A 19,154-nucleotide genomic window follows, 5' to 3' on the forward strand; every position below is an offset into this window, starting at 1 on the left:
GCTTATTTACTCATTACACGTTTTTTTGTCAGCCTGAATTTCAAGGGAAATATCTTTAAATAGATATTTAACGACGATGCTGCAAACAATAATAAAGCTTATTGGGGCGAAAATACACGAAAGTTCGAACCAGAGAGGGAGACCAAAGATGCCGATTTCATCGTAACTAAAATAGGCAAAAAAGCTCCAACAAATAAGGTAACAAACTGTAATATATAATGATAATTTCGCTTCTTTATTAGCTTGTAAATAACGTTTATCCATCGCTGTACTTATACTTAATTACCATAAAGGGAGGGTAGAGTAAAATAAACTCTTAAAATAAGCAAGATTTTAAGTGGTATGTTACAATAAGGTGTTTTTAAAAAAGGAGAGTTTTATGACTAAATATCAACATCAAAAAGGGAGGATTGTTGATAATGCATTAGCTGCATTAATACGTGATCCGCTATTTAAACAACGCATTGAAAAAAATCTAAAAGGTAAAGGTAGCTATATCCGTAAAGTAAAACATAGTAAACAATACGATCAGGGCGCAGTTAAAAATAGATTATACAGTCTGTTTTTATCTGCTTTTTGATCCTTATCTCATAATACCGATCACGCTGCATATTGTATTCGATCCTATTCTTCCATTTCATAGTTAGTTATATATTTACGTTTAAAATACTGATATAATATACAGTTTATTGTTGGGGAATTACCCAAAATTGTTGATTTTAAAATCAATTGAGAAGATAGACATGGCAATTAAAGATATAGAAATTCGTGGCGCACGCACACATAACCTCAAAAATATTAATGTGACTATCCCACGTGATAAATTGGTTGTGATTACGGGTATTTCTGGTTCTGGTAAGTCATCGCTGGCATTTGATACCCTCTATGCTGAAGGACAAAGACGTTATGTTGAATCACTATCTGCTTATGCTCGTCAATTTTTATCCTTGATGGAAAAGCCTGATGTTGATCACATTGAAGGGTTATCTCCAGCGATTTCAATCGAGCAAAAATCTACCTCACATAATCCGCGATCGACGGTCGGTACGATTACTGAAATATATGATTATTTGCGTCTACTTTATGCTCGTATTGGTGAGCCTCGTTGTCCGACTCATCATTTACCGCTAGCGGCTCAAACTGTGTCACAAATGGTTGACTCAATTATGGCGTTGCCAACAGAGCATCGATATATGTTGCTAGCACCTGTTGTCACTGAGCGAAAAGGTGAATTTGTTAAGCTATTTGAACAGTTGTCAGCAAGTGGATATATCCGTGTTCGTGTCGATGGTGATATCTATGATTTATCAGATCCACCAATATTGGAACTGCAAAAGAAACATACTATCGAGGTTGTTGTTGATCGTTTTCGTATTCGCGATGATTTGAAATTAAGATTAGCCGAATCAATTGAAACCGCACTATCTATTACAAACGGTATTATTAAAATTGCCAATCTGGATGATGCATCAAGTGAAGAAATTCTGTTTTCAGCTAATTTTGCTTGTCCGATTTGTGGTTATAGTTTATCTGAACTTGAACCAAGATTGTTTTCATTCAATAACCCCGCAGGGGCTTGTCCGGACTGTGATGGGCTAGGCGTGCAGCAATATTTCGATGAAAAGCGCATTGTGCAAATGCCCGATGTTTCGCTCGCAGCGGGCGCAGTAAAAGGCTGGGATCGACGTAACTTTTATTATTTTCAGATGTTAAAATCGTTAGCCGAACATTATCAATTTGATATTGATTTACCTTTTGAACAGCTACCTGAGCAGGTTAAAAATATTATATTACATGGTTCTGGTGATGATGAGATCGTTTTTGTCTATACCAATGACCGTGGCGACTCTGTTAAGCGAACTCATCCATTTGAAGGAATTTTAAACAATCTCAGCCGCCGCTATAAAGAGACTGATTCGTCAACGATACGTGAAGAATTGGCTAAATATATTAGTAATCGAGCTTGTCCAACTTGTCATGGTTCAAGATTACGTCTTGAAGCGCGTAATGTATTTATCAATGAAACTAATTTGCCTGCGATTAGCGAATTAAGTGTCTATAATGCGAAAGCGTTTTTTGGTTCATTAGAGTTAACTGGTCAGAGAGCAAAAATTGCTGAAAAAATCTTAAAAGAGATTAATGAACGGCTACAATTTTTAATCAATGTTGGTTTGAATTATTTGACGTTATCTCGTTCAGCCGAAACCTTATCAGGCGGTGAAGCGCAGCGTATTCGCTTAGCGAGCCAAATTGGCGCGGGCTTAGTTGGAGTGATGTATGTTTTAGATGAGCCCTCAATTGGGCTGCATCAACGCGATAACGCTAAGCTGATTGATACTTTGACGCATTTACGTGATCTTGGCAATAGCGTGATTGTGGTGGAACATGATGAAGAAGCGATTTTAGCCGCTGATTACCTAATTGATATCGGACCTGGTGCTGGCGTGCACGGCGGTGAGATTATTGCACAGGGGACCCCTGCAGAAGTCATGAACAATAAAGACTCTTTAACAGGGCGATATTTATCGGGTAAAGAGAAAATTGAAATTCCTGCACAGCGAACTAAAATGGATAAGAAAAGATTATTATCCTTGATTGGTGCAACCGGTAATAATTTAAAAAATGTTACTTTAAATATTCCGGTTGGATTATTTACCTGTATCACTGGGGTGTCTGGTTCAGGTAAATCAACGTTGATTAATGATACGCTTTATCCACTGGCGCAAAATGAACTTAACCGCGCTGAAAAGAGCGACATAGCACCTTATAAAGCGATTAAAGGACTTGAACATTTTGATAAAGTCATTGCAATTGACCAAAGCCCTATTGGACGAACGCCACGCTCAAACCCGGCAACTTATACAGGATTTTTCACCTCGATTCGGGAATTATACGCCGGTGTGCCGGAAGCACGAGCGCGTGGCTATACGCCAGGTCGCTTTAGTTTTAATGTTAAAGGTGGCCGCTGCGAGGCTTGCCAGGGCGACGGTTTAATCAAGGTTGAAATGCACTTTTTACCTGATATTTATGTGCCTTGTGATCAGTGTCATGGTCAACGTTATAATCGAGAAACGTTGGATATTAAATACAAGGGTAAAGCCATTAACCAAGTATTAAATATGACTGTTGAAGAAGGCCGGGAGTTTTTTGATGCCGTGCCGATGATTGCTCGTCGCTTACAGACATTGATCGATGTTGGTTTATCTTATATCACCATCGGTCAATCCGCGACTACGCTATCTGGCGGTGAAGCCCAACGTGTTAAATTAGCTAAGGAATTGTCTAAACGCGATACGGGGAAAACGCTCTATATTCTGGATGAGCCGACAACGGGTTTACATTTTGCCGATGTTAAGCAGCTACTCAATCAACTGCACCTATTACGTGATCGAGGTAATACGGTAGTTGTTATTGAACATAATTTAGATGTGGTTAAAACAGCTGATTGGATTGTTGATCTTGGCCCTGAAGGGGGAAGTGGTGGCGGTGAAATTATTGCTGAAGGCACGCCTGAAGATGTTATTAAATGCAAACATTCATATACAGGCATCTATTTAAAACCTATACTAGAGAAAAAATAGCTAAAAATGTAAGGGAAATCATTTGCTGCTGATTTTTATCATGTTAATAGTCGCATATTTATGCGGCTCATTGTCAGGTGCGGTCATTTTAAGTAAAATGCTGCACTTGCCAAATCCAAGTGAACATGGCTCACATAATCCAGGTGCAACGAATATGTTGCGGGTTAATGGGCGGCTTCCGGCATTAGCTGTCTTGTTTTTTGATATGGCCAAAGGACTGTTGCCGGTCTATTTTTCTTATCGGTTTGGTGTTTCTCCTTTCTTTTTAGGCATGATTGCGATTGCAGCTTGTCTAGGCCACATCTTTCCTTGTTTTTTTCATTTCCATGGCGGTAAAGGCGTGGCTACTGCTTTAGGGGCAATTGTGATGATTGGTCTGGATTTTTCTGGACTACTTATTGTGACCTGGCTCATTTCTGTTGGTTTGACTGGATATGCCTCGGTTGGTGCAATTGTCACATTTTTGTTAGCACCGCTATATGTGTGGTTTATACGGCCAGAACTGACGATGCCGGTTGCTATGTTATCGTGTTTAATTTTGGTTCGTCATCATAGCAATATTCAGCGTTTGCTTAAAGGTGAAGAACCAAAGACATTTCGAAAAAAAACTCATTGATGATGAGTGGGTATTGAACAGTTTTTTTTTGCTTCAACAATCGGTAATTTTAAATGCCAGTAGATGGCGAGTAAGCGGATACTGAGTGTCACAATAATGCCTAGTAGTGTGGCAATATCAAGTGATAAATTGCCGTATAAATAAGCTGAAACATGCACCGCACCACCAATTAAGCAGGCCGTTGCATAAATATCTGTGCGAAACACCATCGGTATATCACGGGCAAGCACGTCGCGTAAAATACCGCCACCCACTCCAGTTAATACACCCATACACGTCATCACCAGTCCATTAACTTCCGATGCGATCGCTTTATTGACACCGATGCCAACGAAGACTGCAAGACCAATTGCATCAAGTATTGGCATGAGCCATTTTGGATATTTCGACGTGGATGAATAGCGAATGAACAACATCGACAGTAATGAGGCGATAATTGCAACCCACAGGTCGGTTGAGTCGGTGATCCAAAAAATGGGTCCGTGATTAAGAATAATATCACGAATTGTACCACCGCCAATGGCAGTGATAACCCCTAGCACCAAGGCTCCAATAGGATCCATCTCTTTTTTAGATGCAAGTAGTACACCTGAAATGGCAAACACGATTGTGCCTAAAATGTCACACCAAAATATGTAGTTCATCGCTAACCCAACATGATTATTTAAGTTGTTTTAACATCGATTCAACAATAAGGGATGACTGCTTGGCGGATAATGGTAAAAACTCTTCAAAACTAATAGCGGATTTTTTATCACCATTATCAGAGATAGCCCGAACGACAATAAATGGTATACTAAATAGCCAGCAAACATGGGCGATAGCGGTTGCTTCCATTTCAACCGCAATAGCATCAGGAAATTTTGTTTTAATATGAGTTAGCGCATTTTCACCGTTAATGAATGCATCTCCACTGGTAATCACACCTTCAACAGCGTTGATGTTTTGCTCGGCAATGACCTCTTTGGCAAGGCTTTTTAAAGAGATATCGGCATTAAAGGTAATTGGGCATCCTGCCATTTGGCCTGGCTGATAACCAAACGGCGTTAGGTCAACATCATGATAGATTGTGCTATTTGAGACAACGATATCACCAATTTTCAGGCGTGGGTCGAGGCCACCGGCTGAACCAGTATTAATCACGGCGCTAACCTCAAATCGGCTCAATAATAAGGTGGTACCGGTTGCCGCGGCAACTTTACCAATTCCTGACTGTAGCAATACCACATCACAGCCTTCAATTTGTCCCAGATAAAAATCAAATCCCAAGATATTTTCAACATGGCAATTGATGATTTTACTTTTTAAAATGGCAACTTCTTCTTCCATTGCAGCAATAATGGCAATTTTCATAATATTGAGCTCAAAACAGTAAATTGATCGATTAGTGATACAATCATAATCACTAAATTATGCTGAGTATAATAAGTGGTATAACTAGTGATTACAATATAATACTGCCAATTTTATTTAATTCATGAGGAGAAATTAAGTCGTTTAAAATGTGGTCTTTTACTTGCATATTAGTCGATTTTGAGTATAACTATGCTATCAAGCAACAATTGGAGTTTAAGGTGAAATCAATATTTATCACGGGTTGCTCAAGTGGGGTCGGTTTATTGGCCGCAACCGCACTTAAGCAAAGAGGTTATCGCGTGATTGCATCATGTCGCAAAGCTGATGATGCGCAGCAGCTAATTGCACAAGGATTTGAAACGGTATTATTAGACTTAGATGATCCCAATTCAGTGAATCAGGCCGCCGAGCAAGTCTTAGCATTAACCGGCGGTAAGCTCTATGCATTATTTAATAATGCGGGCTTTGGCGTGTATGGCAAATTAGCAAGTATTAGTCGGGCGCAAATGGAAGCACAATTTTCGACCAATTTTTTTGCGATTCACCAGCTAACCCAGTTACTTTTGCCTGCCATGATAGCGCAGGGCGAAGGTCGCATTATTCAAATGAGTTCGATTGTTGGCATTATTGCAACGCCAGGTCGTGGTGCTTATAGTGCAAGTAAATATGCACTCGAATCTTGGTCTGATGTTTTGCGACTTGAGCTGGCGAAAACCAATATTAAAGTGTGTTTGATTGAGCCCGGCCCTTTGACAACCAAATTTTCGGCTAATGTTGAGCAGACTGAAAAAGATCACCTTGTTAAAAATCCACCCATCGCGAAAAAATTCACTTTGCCGCCAGAGGCTGTCTTACCTAAGCTGTATCATGCCTTAGAGAGTAAATCCCCGAAAGTACGTTATCGGGTGACTGTCGTTACTCAGTTAGCTGCGATGGGTAAACGCTTGCTACCGGATAAACTAATGGATAAAATTTTAATGAGTAAGTAAACTGTTTAATTAAGCATTTAAAAAATAGGATATGTTATGCAAAACGCGTTTATCGTTGATATAAATGAACAAAATATTCAGCAGATACTGCAACAATCAGCTACAGTTCCAGTGATGTTTTATTTTTGGTCTGAGCGCAGCCCACAATGTCAGGCGTTGACAGACACACTTGAGAACATGGCTCAAGCGTATCAAGGTAAGTTTATTCTGGCAAAATTGAACTGTGACGAGCAACAAATGTTAGCAGGGCAATTTGGTTTACGTGCTATTCCGACCGTGTATTTATTTCAAAACGGCCAGCCGGTTGATGGGTTTCAAGGGCCGCAACCTGAGGAGGCGATTAAAGCCTTATTAGATAAAGTGCTACCTAATGAAGATGAACTTAAGCTGCAAGACGCCCAGCAATTGATCGCTGATGAACAATATGAGCAAGCACTACCATTATTAAAACAAGCTTGGCAGAATTTAAAGGATCATTTAGGTAAACCACGTAGCGATATTGCTTTTTTAGTGGCTAAAGCGCAAATCGAGCTCAAACTGCTTGATGAGGCAAAATCATGCTTAGCAACCATTCCATTACAGGATCAAGATTCGACTTATCATGGCCTCAATGCCGAAATTGAATTGCTCGAGCAAGCGGCTAATTCACCTGAAATTCAGCATTTACAAGTCGCGCTGAATAATGATCCAGATAATATTGAGCTGATGATCCAATTATCATCCCAATTGATGCAAGTGGGGCGTCATGAAGAAGCATTAGCGCTGATATTTAAGCCATTAACCAAAGATTTAAATGCGGGCGATGGTCAAGCCAAAAAAGCCCTGCTAGACATGTTAGCGGCCTTAGGCACAAGCAATCCAGTTGCGGCTAGTTATCGTCGTAAGCTGTATACGTTATTGTATTAATTTCCGCGATGTTTAAGCGTTGTTGATATTGATTGAATATTGTGCGATGACTATGAAGTTAACAAATAGGGGAATATCATATTCCCCTATTTGTTAACTATCTATGGTTGAGTTTTATTTATGCGCAATGATACGGGGTAAATCTTCATTAGAGCGCAGCGTTAAGATCTCAACGCCAGTTTCTGTCACTAAAATGGTATGTTCATATTGCGCAGATAGCCCGCGATCTTTGGTTTTAACTGTCCAGCCGTCTTTCATAGTACGTGTGCGCCAATCACCGGTATTGATCATCGGCTCAATGGTGAATGTCATGCCCGCTTGTAAAATAACACCATTATCATCTGAATCATAGTGTAGCACTTGTGGTTCATCATGATACACTTCGCCAATACCGTGACCGCAATATTCACGTACACTTGAGAAACCAAATGATTCAGCATATTTTTGAATCGTTCTACCAATTTCACGTAAGCGCAGACCCGGTTTAACAATTTTAATCGCTTCATAAAGGCTTTGCTGAGTGACGTCACACAGTCGTTGACCTGCAACCGTTGGTTTGCCTGCAATATACATTTGTGACGTATCGCCATGGTAACCATCTTTAATCACAGTCACATCAATATTAAGAATATCGCCCTCTTTGAGTTTTTTATCAAAACTTGGAATGCCGTGACATACCACGTCATTAATCGAGATGCAGCTAGTATGTTGATAACCGTGGTAACCGATGTTAGCCGGAATGGCTTTTTGTTCGTTGATAATAAAATCATAACAAATTTTATCTAATTCACCCGTCGAGATGCCTGGTTTGACATAGGGAGCAATCATCTCAAGCACGTCGGCGGCTAATTTACCGGCAATGCGCATTTTTTCGATTTCTTCTTGTGTTTTAAGCCTAATTGTCATGTTATTTTTCCCTAAATCTGTAAATAGTTATCATTCTATCATAGTTCTTTTAACGGATAAATTGCTTCCCAAGATTACTTCATAAAGTATTAATGGTGTTTATTGATTGAGACTAAATAAAGTGATGTACTAAGGAATCTGTGTTCCGGTTCTTTTGATATCGGGCACCTATGGCGCCGATATTAGATATGCGTCAAAATCGCTAAAATCAATGGTGTGGTAAATGAGGATAACACAGTTGAAACCAATAGACTTGAGGCAATTTCGGGTTGTAGTAAGTTAAACTGTCTGGACATAATATAGCAGTTAATGGCAATCGACATGGAGCCTAATAGCACAACAACATAGGTTTCGAGAGTTGGTAAATTCAGTAGTCTTGCTATACCATAAATAACTAACGGTAAAATAGCCAGTTTTAAGACGCAGATTAGCGAACTGACTTTTAAGCCTTCGCGAATTTTATATTCAGCAAGGCCCATCCCTAGCACGATCAGCGATAGGGGTGCGGCCATATCACCGACCATTTGTGTTGATTTATTGACAAATTGTGGCAGTGGTACACGGCTATAGTTAACGATAAGGCCGGCTAATATGCCAAGAATCACTGGGTTTTTAAATACACCTTGAATCGCTTTTTTGATGCCGCTCGATGAGAATTTACCGATTTGCGCAAATTCAATCGAGATCGTTGCCAGCGTCCACAAAATTAATGCGCTAAAAACGACAACGAGTGCCACACTGGGGACTGCCTCATCACCGAGTAATGCGCGTACAATCGGTAGACCAACAAAAACATTATTGCTGTATATACCGCCCATTGCAAACATGGTACCTGATGCGCCATCTAATTTGAAACATTTCGCGGCAATGATCCGCCCTAAAATAAAGACCAACAAGGTACCGCCAAAAAAGGCGAATAGTAGGCGGTAATCCGCGCTAGGCTGCTCAGAGAAGTGGCTCATGATATGAAACAACATAATGGGAATCGCCACTGAAAAAGTAAATTTTGTTAAGCTATCGGTAACCGTTTTTGGCCATTTTAGTCGCTTAATCAATAAAAAACCCAGCAGAATTAAGATAAATAATGGCAGAGTAGAGAGAAACTGAAACCACAATGTTGGTAAAAAGCCCATTTTCATGCCTATTGCTTGTTATAATTTATTTTAGTGATTTTTGTGGTGTTCAGCTTGTTGCTCGCTGCGTGTAAAGACCCATTCGACATCCGTTGAGCGCATCGCATCAAATTGGTAGCCCGCTAAATTAAATGATTGGATATCGTGAGCTTTGTCTAATTGATGCTTAATAATATAGCGGCTCATTAATCCTCGTGCTCGTTTAGCGTAAAAGCCGATAATTTTATAATCGCCTTTATGCTCATCAAGGAATACTGGGCTAATAAGATTACCTTGCAGCTTTTTAAGATTTACGGATTTAAAGTATTCATGAGAAGCTAGGTTGATTAAGTCTTGATGTGAGTGCTGAGCTAGCGTTTGGTTTAGCACTTCGGTAATGGTATCTCCCCAGAACTGATACAAATTACTATTATGGCCATTTTTGAGTTTAGTCCCCATTTCTAAGCGGTAGGGCTGCATCAAATCGAGTGGTTTAAGCACGCCGTATAATCCTGATAAAATACGTAAGTGGTGCTGAGCAAAGGTAAGATCATCATGGCTGAAATCTTTAACGTGTAAGCCTTCATACACTTCACCATTAAACGCAAAAATAGCTTGGCGCGCATTTTGCGGAGTGAAAGGGAGTTGCCAGTCTTGAAAACGCTGATAGTTGGTTTCAGCTAATTTTGGGCTGATTTTCATTAAACTGCCGATCTCTTGCGCACTAAGGGATTGGCACGAAGGAATCAGTTCTGCCGAATGGCTGAGGAGTTCTGGCTGAGTATAGTCACTCGTTTTGACTGACGTTTGATAATCTAATTTTTTGGCTGGAGAAAGAACCGTAAGCATGATTTTTTCCTATGGTATTGAAAAGAAAATAAGATGTAAATTAGCACTATTCTACCTCGTAAATTTTGATTTTAAGAGTATTATTTAAAACGTAAGCTAACTTAAATAAGGAGAAATACGATGAATTCAACTAAAAAAGAGCTACACCAAATCAAAGCATGGGCTTCTTTACGTCAAACTTCAATTGAAATTGCTGAGGCTATTTTTGAATTAGCCAAGCATGATGAAGCGTTAGCTGAGAAAATTTGGCAAGAGGGCAGTGATGAAGTTTTACCGCTTGCTTTTGCTAAAACCGAGGCTGATCAATTATTTTGGGGCGAGCAGATGATTGAACGTAAAAACGTATAATTGAACTGCGGCAATGAAATTAATTTTCCTCGGTACCAGTGCCGGTACAGTCACCAGCGAGCGTAATGTATCAGCATTGGCATTAGATTTGATCAAAGAGCGTAATGCGATATGGTTATTTGATTGCGGAGAGGCTACTCAGCATCAAATGATGAAGGCAAAAATCAGTTTAGCCAAACTTGAAAAAATTTTTATTACCCATTTACATGGTGATCATCTTTTTGGTTTGCCGGGCGTTTTAACCACCCGTTCCCTAATGCAAAATATGTCACCGATGACGCTTTATGGGCCAAAAGGCATTAAGCAGTTTATTGACACGGTGATAAATATTAGTTCTTCCTGGCTCACTTATCCACTTGAGATTATTGAGATTGAACAGCCGATGGTTTTATTTGACGATGGGCAATTTCGCGTCAATTGTGCCGCCCTTAGCCATCGGGTGCCTTGCTTTGGTTACCGTATTGTTGAGCATGATGTTAGCAATAAGCTTGATGTAGCGAAACTCAGTCAACAGGGCATTGAGGCCGGCACTTACTATGCCGACCTTAAACGGGGCAAGACCGTGACACTTGACGATGGACGAGTGATTGATGGTAAAGCATATTGGGGTGAGGTGAAGCTTGGTCGCAAACTGGCTATTTTAGGTGATACCATTCCCTGTGATGCCGCGATTGAACTGGCTCATGAGGTTGATGTGTTAGTCCATGAAGCAACTCAAAAACATGAGTTACAAGACAAAGCTAACTCGCGTGGGCATTCGACTACGATTGAAGCCGCCAATATTGCCCGACAAAGTCAGGCTAAAAAACTGATTATTACGCACATTAGTCCTCGATACCGTTTAACTGATAACCCATCAATTATCGCACAATGCCGGCAAGTTTTTGCCAACAGTGAAATTGCGACCGATTTTTATCAAGTCGAGATTGAATAAGGCAGTTCGAGTGAGAATAATGGTCATTATGCGACCCGTTAAAGCTCACTCGCTGCTTTTTATCCCCGCACTATTTGTACGCATGAATGGCGCCTAATCCCCTGCAAATAATCCTCAATAATAACAATACAATTTTACGGTAATTTGTTATATAATCGACAATATTTTGCTCTGTCGCACTATATGTTGTGTTTAGGGCTGTGTGGATAATGTCGATTTTATACCCGTAATGCGTAAAACGATAACTAAAATAAACATGATGGGCACACGATAAATTCGAAATTATATTGATTCGTATTGGAAAGGATAACTATGACTGATTTTTCCCAATCAGTGCCAGAACTGGTCGCTTGGGCAAAAAAGAATGATTTCTCTATTTCGTTACCATCAGAACGGTTGGCATTTTTGCTCGCTGTTGCGGCCTTAAATGGTGAACGCTTTGATGGTGAAATGAGTGAAGCGGAGTTGGTTGACGCTTTTCGTCATGTCAGTAAAATTTTTGCACAAAGTCAGGATACGATTGCTGTTAGAGCCAATAACGCAATTAATGATTTAGTCCGTCAACGGCTGATTAACCGATTTACTAGCGAAATGACCGATGGTCTGGCAATCTATCGTTTAACACCTCTTGGTATTGGCATTACCGATTATTATATTCGTCAACGCGAATTTTCATCGTTACGTCTCTCAATTCAGCTCTCGATTGTAGCGCAAGAGCTAAAACGCGCGGCGGATGCTGCTATTGAAGGCGGTGATGAGTTACATTGGCACCGTAATGTGTTTGCGCCACTGAAATATTCTGTTGCTGAAATATTTGATAGCATTGATATGACGCAGCGTATTATGGATGAGCAGCAAACCGAGGTTAAGCAAAATATTGCTGCGCTATTAAGCCAAGATTGGCAGTCAGCGATTACCAGCTGTGAAGGGCTATTATCTGAAACGTCCGGTGCACTGCGTGAATTGCAAGATACCCTTGAAGCCGCTGGTGACAAATTACAAGCCAGTTTACTCTTGATTCAAGAAGCGACGATTAATGATCCTTCGCTTGATAAAGTGAGTAATGTGGTGATTGATTTACAGACTAAACTTGATCGCATTATGGGTTGGGGTCAGCAAACAATTGATCTGTGGATTGGTTATGACCGTCATGTTCATAAGTTTATTCGAACGGCGATTGATTTAGATAAAAACCGCGTTTTCTCTCAGCGTTTACGGCGGTCTATCCAAACCTATTTTGATTTACCTTGGACACTCACTTTTGCGAATGCCGAGCGTTTACTTGATATGCGCGATGAAGAGTTGGCACTGCATGACACCGATGTGACAGGCGAATTACCCGCTGAACTCGAATTTGAGGATATTGAACAGATTCAAGCACACATTATTGCCCATATTGAACAAAATCTGCGGGTATTTAAAGAGCACAAACGTCCGCTGGATATGGGAACATCAATTCGCAGCTATTTAGCACAATTCCCTCGTGAACAACATTTTGATGTGGCACGTTTATTTATTGATCAAGCGATTCGTCTAGGAATTGCTGATGCTGATTTGGCTGGCATACCGGCTCAATGGCAACCAATTAACGATTATGGAGCTAAGGTACAAGCACATGTCATCAATTCATACTGAAAACGATTTTGAACTTGAGAATAGTTCGGCACTTAACGATGTAATGGATCGTATTGCTGGCGCATCTCAAGCAGCGTTAGACAAATATATGCCAGTTAAGCTGGCGCAGGCAATTGCCAACCCTCTTTTTCCTGAACTTGATAGCCTACTACGTAGTGGGCGCCATATCGGTTTAGATGAGCTGGATAATCATGCGTTTTTAATGGATTATCAGCGTGAACTTGAACAATTTTATGGTCGTTATAATGTTGAGCTGATTCGTGCACCGGAAGGTTTTTTCTACTTACGTCCGCGTTCAACTACCTTTATTCCGCGTTCAGTTTTATCTGAACTCGACATGCTAGTTGGTAAGGTTCTGTGTTATTTGTACCTGAGCCCAGAGCGATTGGCACACGAAGGTATTTTTACCTTGCAAGATCTGCATGAAGAATTGATGTCTTTAGCCGATGAAAACAAGCTGCTCAAGCTAGTTAATCAGCGCTCAACGGGGTCGGATTTAGATAAGCAAAAGCTGTATGATAAAGTGAAAACGTCTTTAAATCGTTTACGCCGTTTGGGTATGGTGTTTTTCCTAATCGGTAACGACAGCAGTAAGTTTCGCATTAATGAAGCCATTTTTCGTTTTGGTGCTGACGTTCGAAGTAGCGATGATATGCAAGAAGCACAACTGCGTTTAATTCGTGATGGTGAGGCGATGAGTGTTGAATCAGCATTATCGTTAGCCGACAGTGAAGATAATGATGTTAATGAGGAGATAGAGGAATAGTTATGATAAGTCACGGAAAATTTCACTCATTAACCCTAGTTAACTGGAACGGTTTTTTTGCTCGTACTTTTGAGCTTGATGCACTGGTGACAACATTATCAGGTGGTAATGGTGCCGGTAAATCAACCACGATGGCGGCATTTGTTACCGCCTTGATTCCCGATTTAACTTTACTACATTTTAGAAATACCACCGAAGCCGGCGCAACGGGTGGTTCTCGTGATAAAGGTTTACACGGTAAGCTTCGCCCCGGCACCTGTTATTCATTACTTGATGTCATTAATTCGCGTAATCAACGGATTATTTGTGGGGTGCGATTACAGCAAATTGCCGGTCGCGATAAAAAAGTCGATATTAAGCCGTTTATTATTCAGGGCGTTGAAAACAGTATTGCGCCAACTGATCTCGTTACTGAGCGTTTGAATGATCGTCAAGCACGTATCTTATCTTTAGCTGAGCTGAAAGATAAGCTTGAAAGCTTAGATGGCGTTGTTTTTAAACAATTTAACTCAATTAGTGATTACCATTCGGTAATGTTTGATTTTGGTGTGTTGCCAAAACGTTTACGTTCATCCTCTGATCGGAGTAAATATTATCGTTTAATTGAAGCGTCATTATACGGCGGGATTTCAAGTGCGATTACGCGTTCTTTGCGCGATTATTTACTACCGGAAAACAGTGGCGTGCGTAAGGCATTTCAGGATATGGAAGCCGCATTACGCGAAAACCGCATGACGCTTGAAGCGATTCGTGTTACTCAATCTGATCGTGATTTATTTAAGCATTTAATTACTGAGTCAACTAATTATGTGGCGTCCGATTACATGCGCCATTCGAATGAAAGACGTGTGCATATTGAATCCGTATTAGGCCTGCGTCGTGATTTGTTTAAGATCAAACAGCAGTTAGTCGATAATCAATATCGCCATATTGAGATGGCAAAAGAGCTACAAGAAAACAGCGAAGCACAAGCTGGATTAGAAATGGATTATCAGTCGGCTAATGATCATTTGAATCTGGTTCAAACAGCATTTAGGCAGCAAGAAAAAATTGATCATTACCAAATTGATATTGATGAACTCAATGAAAAACTGACTGAGCAAGCTGAGATTGTTGAGCAAGCTAATGAGCAGTATTTAACCTATCAAGAGCATGCAGAGTCAACTGAGCAAGAAGTGGATGAGATTAAAACCCAACTTGCTGATTACCAACAAGCACTTGATGTACAGCAAACGCGTGCGATTCAATATCAGCAAGCTTTGCAAGCACTTGAAAATGCTAAAAAATTATGTCAACTGCCGACATTAAACGCCGATGAGGCCGATGATCATCTGGCAATTTTTGCGGAAAGAGAAGCTGAAATCACGGAGACGGTGCTACAACTTGAGCAAAAATTGAGCGTTGCTGATGCTGCGGTGAATCAATTTGAGCGAGCATATCAACTGGTGGTTAAATTAGTTGGTGAGGTAACGCGTAGTGATGCCTGGCAAGCTGCACGCGATGCATTAAAAGCATGGCCATCACAGAGCTACCAAGCACAGCGTGTTAATCAAATACAATTACAACTTGATGAACTTGAACAGCGTTTCTTTGAGCAAAAAGAAGCGCAAGAATTACTCAATCAATTTTGCAAACGTCTTGGCCGTAAAGTCGAGTATGATGAACTTGATGAACTCAAACAAACCTTAGAGGCAACGCTTGATGAAAATGCGGCGATGGCGAGTGAATCGAGTGAAAAACGCATCGCGATTAGGCAAGAACTTGAGCAGATTGAGCATAAAATTACTGATTATAGGCAAAAAGCCCCGAGTTGGTTAAAAGCGCAAGATGCCCTTATCGCTCTATGCGAGCAAGTGGATGCGCCACTAAGCTCAAGTCAGCAAGTGACTGAATATATGCAAAAGTTACTTGAGCAAGAACGTCAGTATACGGTTGAACGCGATCGCGTGGTTGGCCGGCGTGATAAGCTCGATGAATTAATCACGCAGTTGAATCAGCCAAACGGCGCTGATGATAGCCGTTTAAGTACATTGGCCGAGCGATTTAATGGTGTCTTGTTATCGGAAATTTACGAAGATGTCACCATTGATGATGCGCCGTTCTTCTCGGCACTGTATGGTCCATCGAGACAAGCAATTGTGGTTCCTGATTTATCATTGGTGAAAGCGCAGTTAGATCATTTAGAAGACTGCCCAGATGATCTCTATTTTATCGAAGGGGATCCATCATCATTTGATGATAGTGTATTTGAAAGTGAAGAACTGACGAATGCGGTGTTAGTTAAAGCCGGTGATCGGCAGTGGCGTTATTCGCGTTTTCCACAAGTGCCATTATTTGGCCGCGCCGCCCGCGAGAAGCATCTTGACAAGCTTACTCATGAACGTGATGAGCTGCATGAACGTTATGCTAACTTATCGTTTGATTTGCAAAAAGTCCAACGCATTGAGCAAAATTTTAGTCAATTTATCGGTCAATACTTAGGGATTGCTTTTGAGATAGATCCAGAAGCAGAAAGCCAAAAACTGTCGGTAAGACGTAATGAAATTGAGCGCGCACTCAATTCCCAGCAAATGGTTGATAAGCAAAACCAGCAACAGGTTAATGAGTTAAAAGAGCAATTAACCTTACTCAATAAATTAACTGCACATTTACATTTACTAGCCGATGATGATTTAGCTGATCGGGTTGATGAACTGCGTGAGCAGCTTCACTGGGCACAAGATGCGGCAAATTATGTCAATAAAAACCAAAAAGTGATTACAGAGCTTGAACCCCTTGTTGCGGTGTTGCAAAGTGATCCTGAGCAAAATGAGAGTTTACAGCAGCAGTATCATGACATTAAGTTAAAACAACGGGAAGTGAAGCAAAAAGTTTTTGCCTTAACGGAAGTGTTACAGCGGCGTGCGCACTTTAGCTATACTGATTCACAAGCGATGGTGGGTGATAATTCCGATCTTAATGATAAGTTACGTAAGCGACTTGATAGTGTTGAAAAAGCTCGTACGGAAGCACGCGCTAAAATGCGTCAATACCAAGAACAGTATAATCAGTATAACCAAACATTTGCTTCACTCAAAAGTGCATTTGAAACAAAACGCGATATGCTCAGTGATTTGAAAAAAGAGCTTGAGCAAATCGGCGTTAAAGCTGACGCCATAACCGAAGAGCGCGCACGGTTACGTCGTGATGAAATGCATCAGAAAGTAAACCAAAACCGACAAATTTGCACTTCATTAGAAAAACAATTAGTGATGTGTGAAAACGAAATGACGCAGTTACAAAAGAGATTGCGTCAAGTCGAAAAAGACTACCAAACCCTGCGCGAACAAGTGGTACAAGCTAAAGTGGGTTGGTGCTTGGTGCTGCGCTTGGTGAAAGATAATCGAGTGGAACGCCGTTTACACCGCCGCGAGCTTGCTTATTTAAATGCTGATGAACTACGTTCGATGTCGGATAAAGCGTTAGGGTCTTTACGACTTGCGGTTGCCGATAATGAGCATTTACGCGACGTGTTACGTTTGTCTGAAGATCCAAAACGACCTGAGCGTAAGATTCAATTTTATATTGCGGTTTATCACCATTTACGTGAACGTATTAGGCAAGATATTGTTAAGACTGATGATCCAATTGAAGCAATTGAGCAAATGGAAATTGAATTATCTCGGTTAACCGAAGAACTGACCTCGCGTGAACAGCAATTGGCTATTAGCTCGAAAAGCGTGGCAAATATTATTCGTAAAACCATCCAACGTGAGCAAAATCGTATTCGTATGCTAAATCAGGGCTTACAGTCGGTTGCATTTGGTCAGGTTAACGGCGTACGTTTAAATGTTAACATTCGTCAAGCGCATGCGACGTTATTAAGTGCGCTTGCTGAACAACATGATGAATATCAAGATCTATTTGATAATAACCGGATTACCTTTTCGGAAGCATTAGCTAAATTGTATCAACGACTTAATCCACATATTGATACCGGCCAACGTACTGCGCAAACTATCGGTGAAGAGCTGTTAGATTACCGTAATTATCTAGAACTCGATGTTGAGGTTAATCGTGGCGCAGATGGCTGGCTGAGAGCGGAAAGTGGTGCATTATCGACTGGTGAAGCAATTGGTACCGGGATGTCTATTTTATTAATGGTTATCCAAAGCTGGGAAGAAGAGTCAAAACGTCTACGCAGTAAAGATATTGTGCCATGTCGATTACTATTCCTTGATGAGGCGGCTCGTTTGGATGCCAAATCGATTGCGACATTATTTGAACTGTGTGACAAGTTAGCGATGCAGCTCATTATTGCAGCGCCAGAAAACATTAGCCCAGAGAAAGGCACCACCTATAAGCTTGTGCGAAAAGTGGTCAATAATAATGAATTCGTTCATGTTGTTGGCTTAAAAGGATTTGCTTAGCAGGGGGTTATCTTTGCGTTAGTGAAATAAAAAACGGGATAATTATCCCGTTTTTTGATCTGACTATAACCAATGCTGTAAATAGTCACTTTGCAAGATCGCGTCTGTCTCGCCATAATCATACAGTTTGCCTTGATCAATAATAGCAACATTATTAGCGAGTTTTTTGACCTCATTAATGTTATGAGTGACATAAATAATGGGGATATTGATTTCATTAACTAAATGTTGAATATAATGAATCAACTCTTTTTTTCTTGGCATATCTAGCGCGGATAGTGGTTCATCCATTAATAGCAATTGCGGGTTAGTCAAGAGTGCTCGGCCAATGGCGACGCGCTGCTTTTCTCCCCCTGATAGCATTGCTGGGTAGCGGTGCAGTAAGTGGCTAATATTGAGCACTTGAATAATTTCATCAAATCTTGTTACCATCGCTTTGTGTAAGCCATAATGTAAATTTTTACGTACGGTATAGTGCGGGAAAAGAAGCGGATCTTGAAAGACCGTACCAATATGGCGCCGCTGAGCGGGAACAAATTGATTGCTTGTGGTATCAACTAAAGTTGTATCATTCAGTTTAATGATGCCGTTATCGGGTTGGAGTAAACCATTAAGTAAATTGATTAGCGTTGATTTTCCTGAACCAGAGACGCCTAAGATAGCGGTAATGCCCTGACATGTAATTTCTTGATTAAATGCAAAGGTAAAAGAGGACAATGTTTTAGTCACATTAATCTGTAGCATGAT

The 19,154-nt window shown here is 40.6% G+C and carries 17 protein-coding genes; 10 read left to right on the forward strand and 7 right to left on the reverse strand.

Annotated elements, in window-relative coordinates; genetic code table 11:
* Window positions 1–6 precede the first annotated feature (6 nt).
* The gene (locus tag DES39_RS11105; RefSeq protein ID WP_121143931.1) at window positions 7–264 is read right to left on the reverse strand and encodes a YhdT family protein; all 258 of its coding nucleotides are present in this window, start codon (window positions 262–264) and stop codon (window positions 7–9) included.
* 115 nt (window positions 265–379) lie between these two features.
* Here DES39_RS11105 and DES39_RS01100 point away from each other — a divergent pair, with 115 nt between their 5' ends.
* The 3 genes from DES39_RS01100 (at window position 380) to plsY (ending at window position 4,197) form a co-directional block, all read left to right on the forward strand.
* Window positions 380–580, forward strand: coding sequence for an alternative ribosome-rescue factor A (locus DES39_RS01100; RefSeq protein ID WP_121143932.1), 201 nt, complete (start codon window positions 380–382; stop codon window positions 578–580).
* 169 nt (window positions 581–749) lie between these two features.
* Window positions 750–3,581, forward strand: a complete 2,832-nt coding sequence (gene uvrA / locus DES39_RS01105) for an excinuclease ABC subunit UvrA (RefSeq protein ID WP_121144744.1) — start codon at window positions 750–752, stop codon at window positions 3,579–3,581.
* Between the two features lie 22 nt (window positions 3,582–3,603).
* Window positions 3,604–4,197, forward strand: coding sequence for a glycerol-3-phosphate 1-O-acyltransferase PlsY (gene plsY, locus DES39_RS01110; protein WP_281271045.1), 594 nt, complete (start codon window positions 3,604–3,606; stop codon window positions 4,195–4,197).
* Here the strand turns inward: plsY and DES39_RS01115 are convergent.
* Entirely contained in the window at window positions 4,191–4,841 is a 651-nt protein-coding gene (locus tag DES39_RS01115; RefSeq protein ID WP_121143934.1) for a TRIC cation channel family protein, read from the reverse strand. The two genes, plsY and DES39_RS01115, sit on opposite strands and share 7 nt — an antisense overlap.
* A gap of 16 nt (window positions 4,842–4,857) precedes the next feature.
* Window positions 4,858–5,550, reverse strand: coding sequence for a 5'-methylthioadenosine/adenosylhomocysteine nucleosidase (locus DES39_RS01120; RefSeq protein WP_121143935.1), 693 nt, complete (start codon window positions 5,548–5,550; stop codon window positions 4,858–4,860).
* A gap of 221 nt (window positions 5,551–5,771) precedes the next feature.
* Between DES39_RS01120 and DES39_RS01125 the strand changes: the two genes are divergently transcribed.
* On the forward strand, window positions 5,772–6,542 hold the full coding sequence (locus DES39_RS01125; RefSeq protein WP_281271046.1) for an SDR family oxidoreductase: 771 nt from the start codon (window positions 5,772–5,774) through the stop codon (window positions 6,540–6,542).
* A 36-nt stretch (window positions 6,543–6,578) separates the two neighbouring features.
* Complete coding sequence (locus DES39_RS01130; protein WP_121143937.1) at window positions 6,579–7,448, forward strand: thioredoxin family protein; 870 nt, start codon at window positions 6,579–6,581, stop codon at window positions 7,446–7,448.
* Window positions 7,449–7,562: 114 nt separating this feature from the next.
* On the opposite strand, the gene map is transcribed toward DES39_RS01130, so the two are convergent.
* The 3 genes from map to yaaA form a co-directional block, all read right to left on the reverse strand.
* Window positions 7,563–8,354, reverse strand: coding sequence for a type I methionyl aminopeptidase (map, locus tag DES39_RS01135; protein WP_121143938.1), 792 nt, complete (start codon window positions 8,352–8,354; stop codon window positions 7,563–7,565).
* Window positions 8,355–8,536: 182 nt separating this feature from the next.
* The gene (locus DES39_RS01140) at window positions 8,537–9,493 is read right to left on the reverse strand and encodes an AEC family transporter (RefSeq protein WP_121143939.1); all 957 of its coding nucleotides are present in this window, start codon (window positions 9,491–9,493) and stop codon (window positions 8,537–8,539) included.
* A gap of 24 nt (window positions 9,494–9,517) precedes the next feature.
* Window positions 9,518–10,315, reverse strand: a complete 798-nt coding sequence (yaaA, locus tag DES39_RS01145) for a peroxide stress protein YaaA (RefSeq protein ID WP_121143940.1) — start codon at window positions 10,313–10,315, stop codon at window positions 9,518–9,520.
* 120 nt (window positions 10,316–10,435) lie between these two features.
* On the opposite strand from yaaA, the gene DES39_RS01150 reads away from it, so the two are divergent.
* The 5 genes from DES39_RS01150 (at window position 10,436) to mukB (ending at window position 18,407) form a co-directional block, all read left to right on the forward strand.
* Complete coding sequence (locus tag DES39_RS01150; protein WP_121143941.1) at window positions 10,436–10,663, forward strand: YccJ family protein; 228 nt, start codon at window positions 10,436–10,438, stop codon at window positions 10,661–10,663.
* A 13-nt stretch (window positions 10,664–10,676) separates the two neighbouring features.
* On the forward strand, window positions 10,677–11,597 hold the full coding sequence (gene rnz / locus DES39_RS01155) for a ribonuclease Z (protein WP_121143942.1): 921 nt from the start codon (window positions 10,677–10,679) through the stop codon (window positions 11,595–11,597).
* Window positions 11,598–11,909: 312 nt separating this feature from the next.
* Window positions 11,910–13,232 carry a chromosome partition protein MukF gene (gene mukF, locus DES39_RS01160; protein WP_121143943.1) on the forward strand — a complete coding sequence of 441 codons (1,323 nt, stop codon included), beginning with the start codon at window positions 11,910–11,912 and terminating at the stop codon, window positions 13,230–13,232.
* A 43-nt stretch (window positions 13,233–13,275) separates the two neighbouring features.
* On the forward strand, window positions 13,276–13,998 hold the full coding sequence (mukE, locus tag DES39_RS01165; RefSeq protein ID WP_121144745.1) for a chromosome partition protein MukE: 723 nt from the start codon (window positions 13,276–13,278) through the stop codon (window positions 13,996–13,998).
* A gap of 2 nt (window positions 13,999–14,000) precedes the next feature.
* Window positions 14,001–18,407, forward strand: a complete 4,407-nt coding sequence (gene mukB, locus DES39_RS01170; RefSeq protein WP_121143944.1) for a chromosome partition protein MukB — start codon at window positions 14,001–14,003, stop codon at window positions 18,405–18,407.
* 63 nt (window positions 18,408–18,470) lie between these two features.
* Here mukB and modC read toward each other — a convergent pair whose 3' ends face one another.
* On the reverse strand, window positions 18,471–19,151 hold the full coding sequence (gene modC, locus DES39_RS01175; RefSeq protein ID WP_121143945.1) for a molybdenum ABC transporter ATP-binding protein: 681 nt from the start codon (window positions 19,149–19,151) through the stop codon (window positions 18,471–18,473).
* Window positions 19,152–19,154 lie beyond the last annotated feature (3 nt).

This window comes from Orbus hercynius (assembly GCF_003634275.1).
In the GTDB taxonomy this organism is placed as follows: Bacteria; Pseudomonadota; Gammaproteobacteria; order Enterobacterales; family Orbaceae; genus Orbus; species Orbus hercynius.

Bases quoted from the DNA above. Each gene is read 5' to 3' on its own strand.
- DES39_RS11105 (WP_121143931.1), bottom strand. From the start codon at position 264: ATGGATAAACGTTATTTACAAGCTAATAAAGAAGCGAAATTATCATTA.
- DES39_RS01100 (WP_121143932.1), top strand. From the start codon at position 380: ATGACTAAATATCAACATCAAAAAGGGAGGATTGTTGATAATGCATTA.
- DES39_RS01115 (WP_121143934.1), bottom strand. From the start codon at position 4,841: ATGAACTACATATTTTGGTGTGACATTTTAGGCACAATCGTGTTTGCC.
- DES39_RS01120 (WP_121143935.1), bottom strand. From the start codon at position 5,550: ATGAAAATTGCCATTATTGCTGCAATGGAAGAAGAAGTTGCCATTTTA.
- DES39_RS01130 (WP_121143937.1), top strand. From the start codon at position 6,579: ATGCAAAACGCGTTTATCGTTGATATAAATGAACAAAATATTCAGCAG.
- map (WP_121143938.1), bottom strand. From the start codon at position 8,354: ATGACAATTAGGCTTAAAACACAAGAAGAAATCGAAAAAATGCGCATT.
- DES39_RS01140 (WP_121143939.1), bottom strand. From the start codon at position 9,493: ATGAAAATGGGCTTTTTACCAACATTGTGGTTTCAGTTTCTCTCTACT.
- yaaA (WP_121143940.1), bottom strand. From the start codon at position 10,315: ATGCTTACGGTTCTTTCTCCAGCCAAAAAATTAGATTATCAAACGTCA.
- DES39_RS01150 (WP_121143941.1), top strand. From the start codon at position 10,436: ATGAATTCAACTAAAAAAGAGCTACACCAAATCAAAGCATGGGCTTCT.
- rnz (WP_121143942.1), top strand. From the start codon at position 10,677: ATGAAATTAATTTTCCTCGGTACCAGTGCCGGTACAGTCACCAGCGAG.
- mukF (WP_121143943.1), top strand. From the start codon at position 11,910: ATGACTGATTTTTCCCAATCAGTGCCAGAACTGGTCGCTTGGGCAAAA.
- mukE (WP_121144745.1), top strand. From the start codon at position 13,276: ATGGATCGTATTGCTGGCGCATCTCAAGCAGCGTTAGACAAATATATG.
- mukB (WP_121143944.1), top strand. From the start codon at position 14,001: ATGATAAGTCACGGAAAATTTCACTCATTAACCCTAGTTAACTGGAAC.
- modC (WP_121143945.1), bottom strand. From the start codon at position 19,151: ATGCTACAGATTAATGTGACTAAAACATTGTCCTCTTTTACCTTTGCA.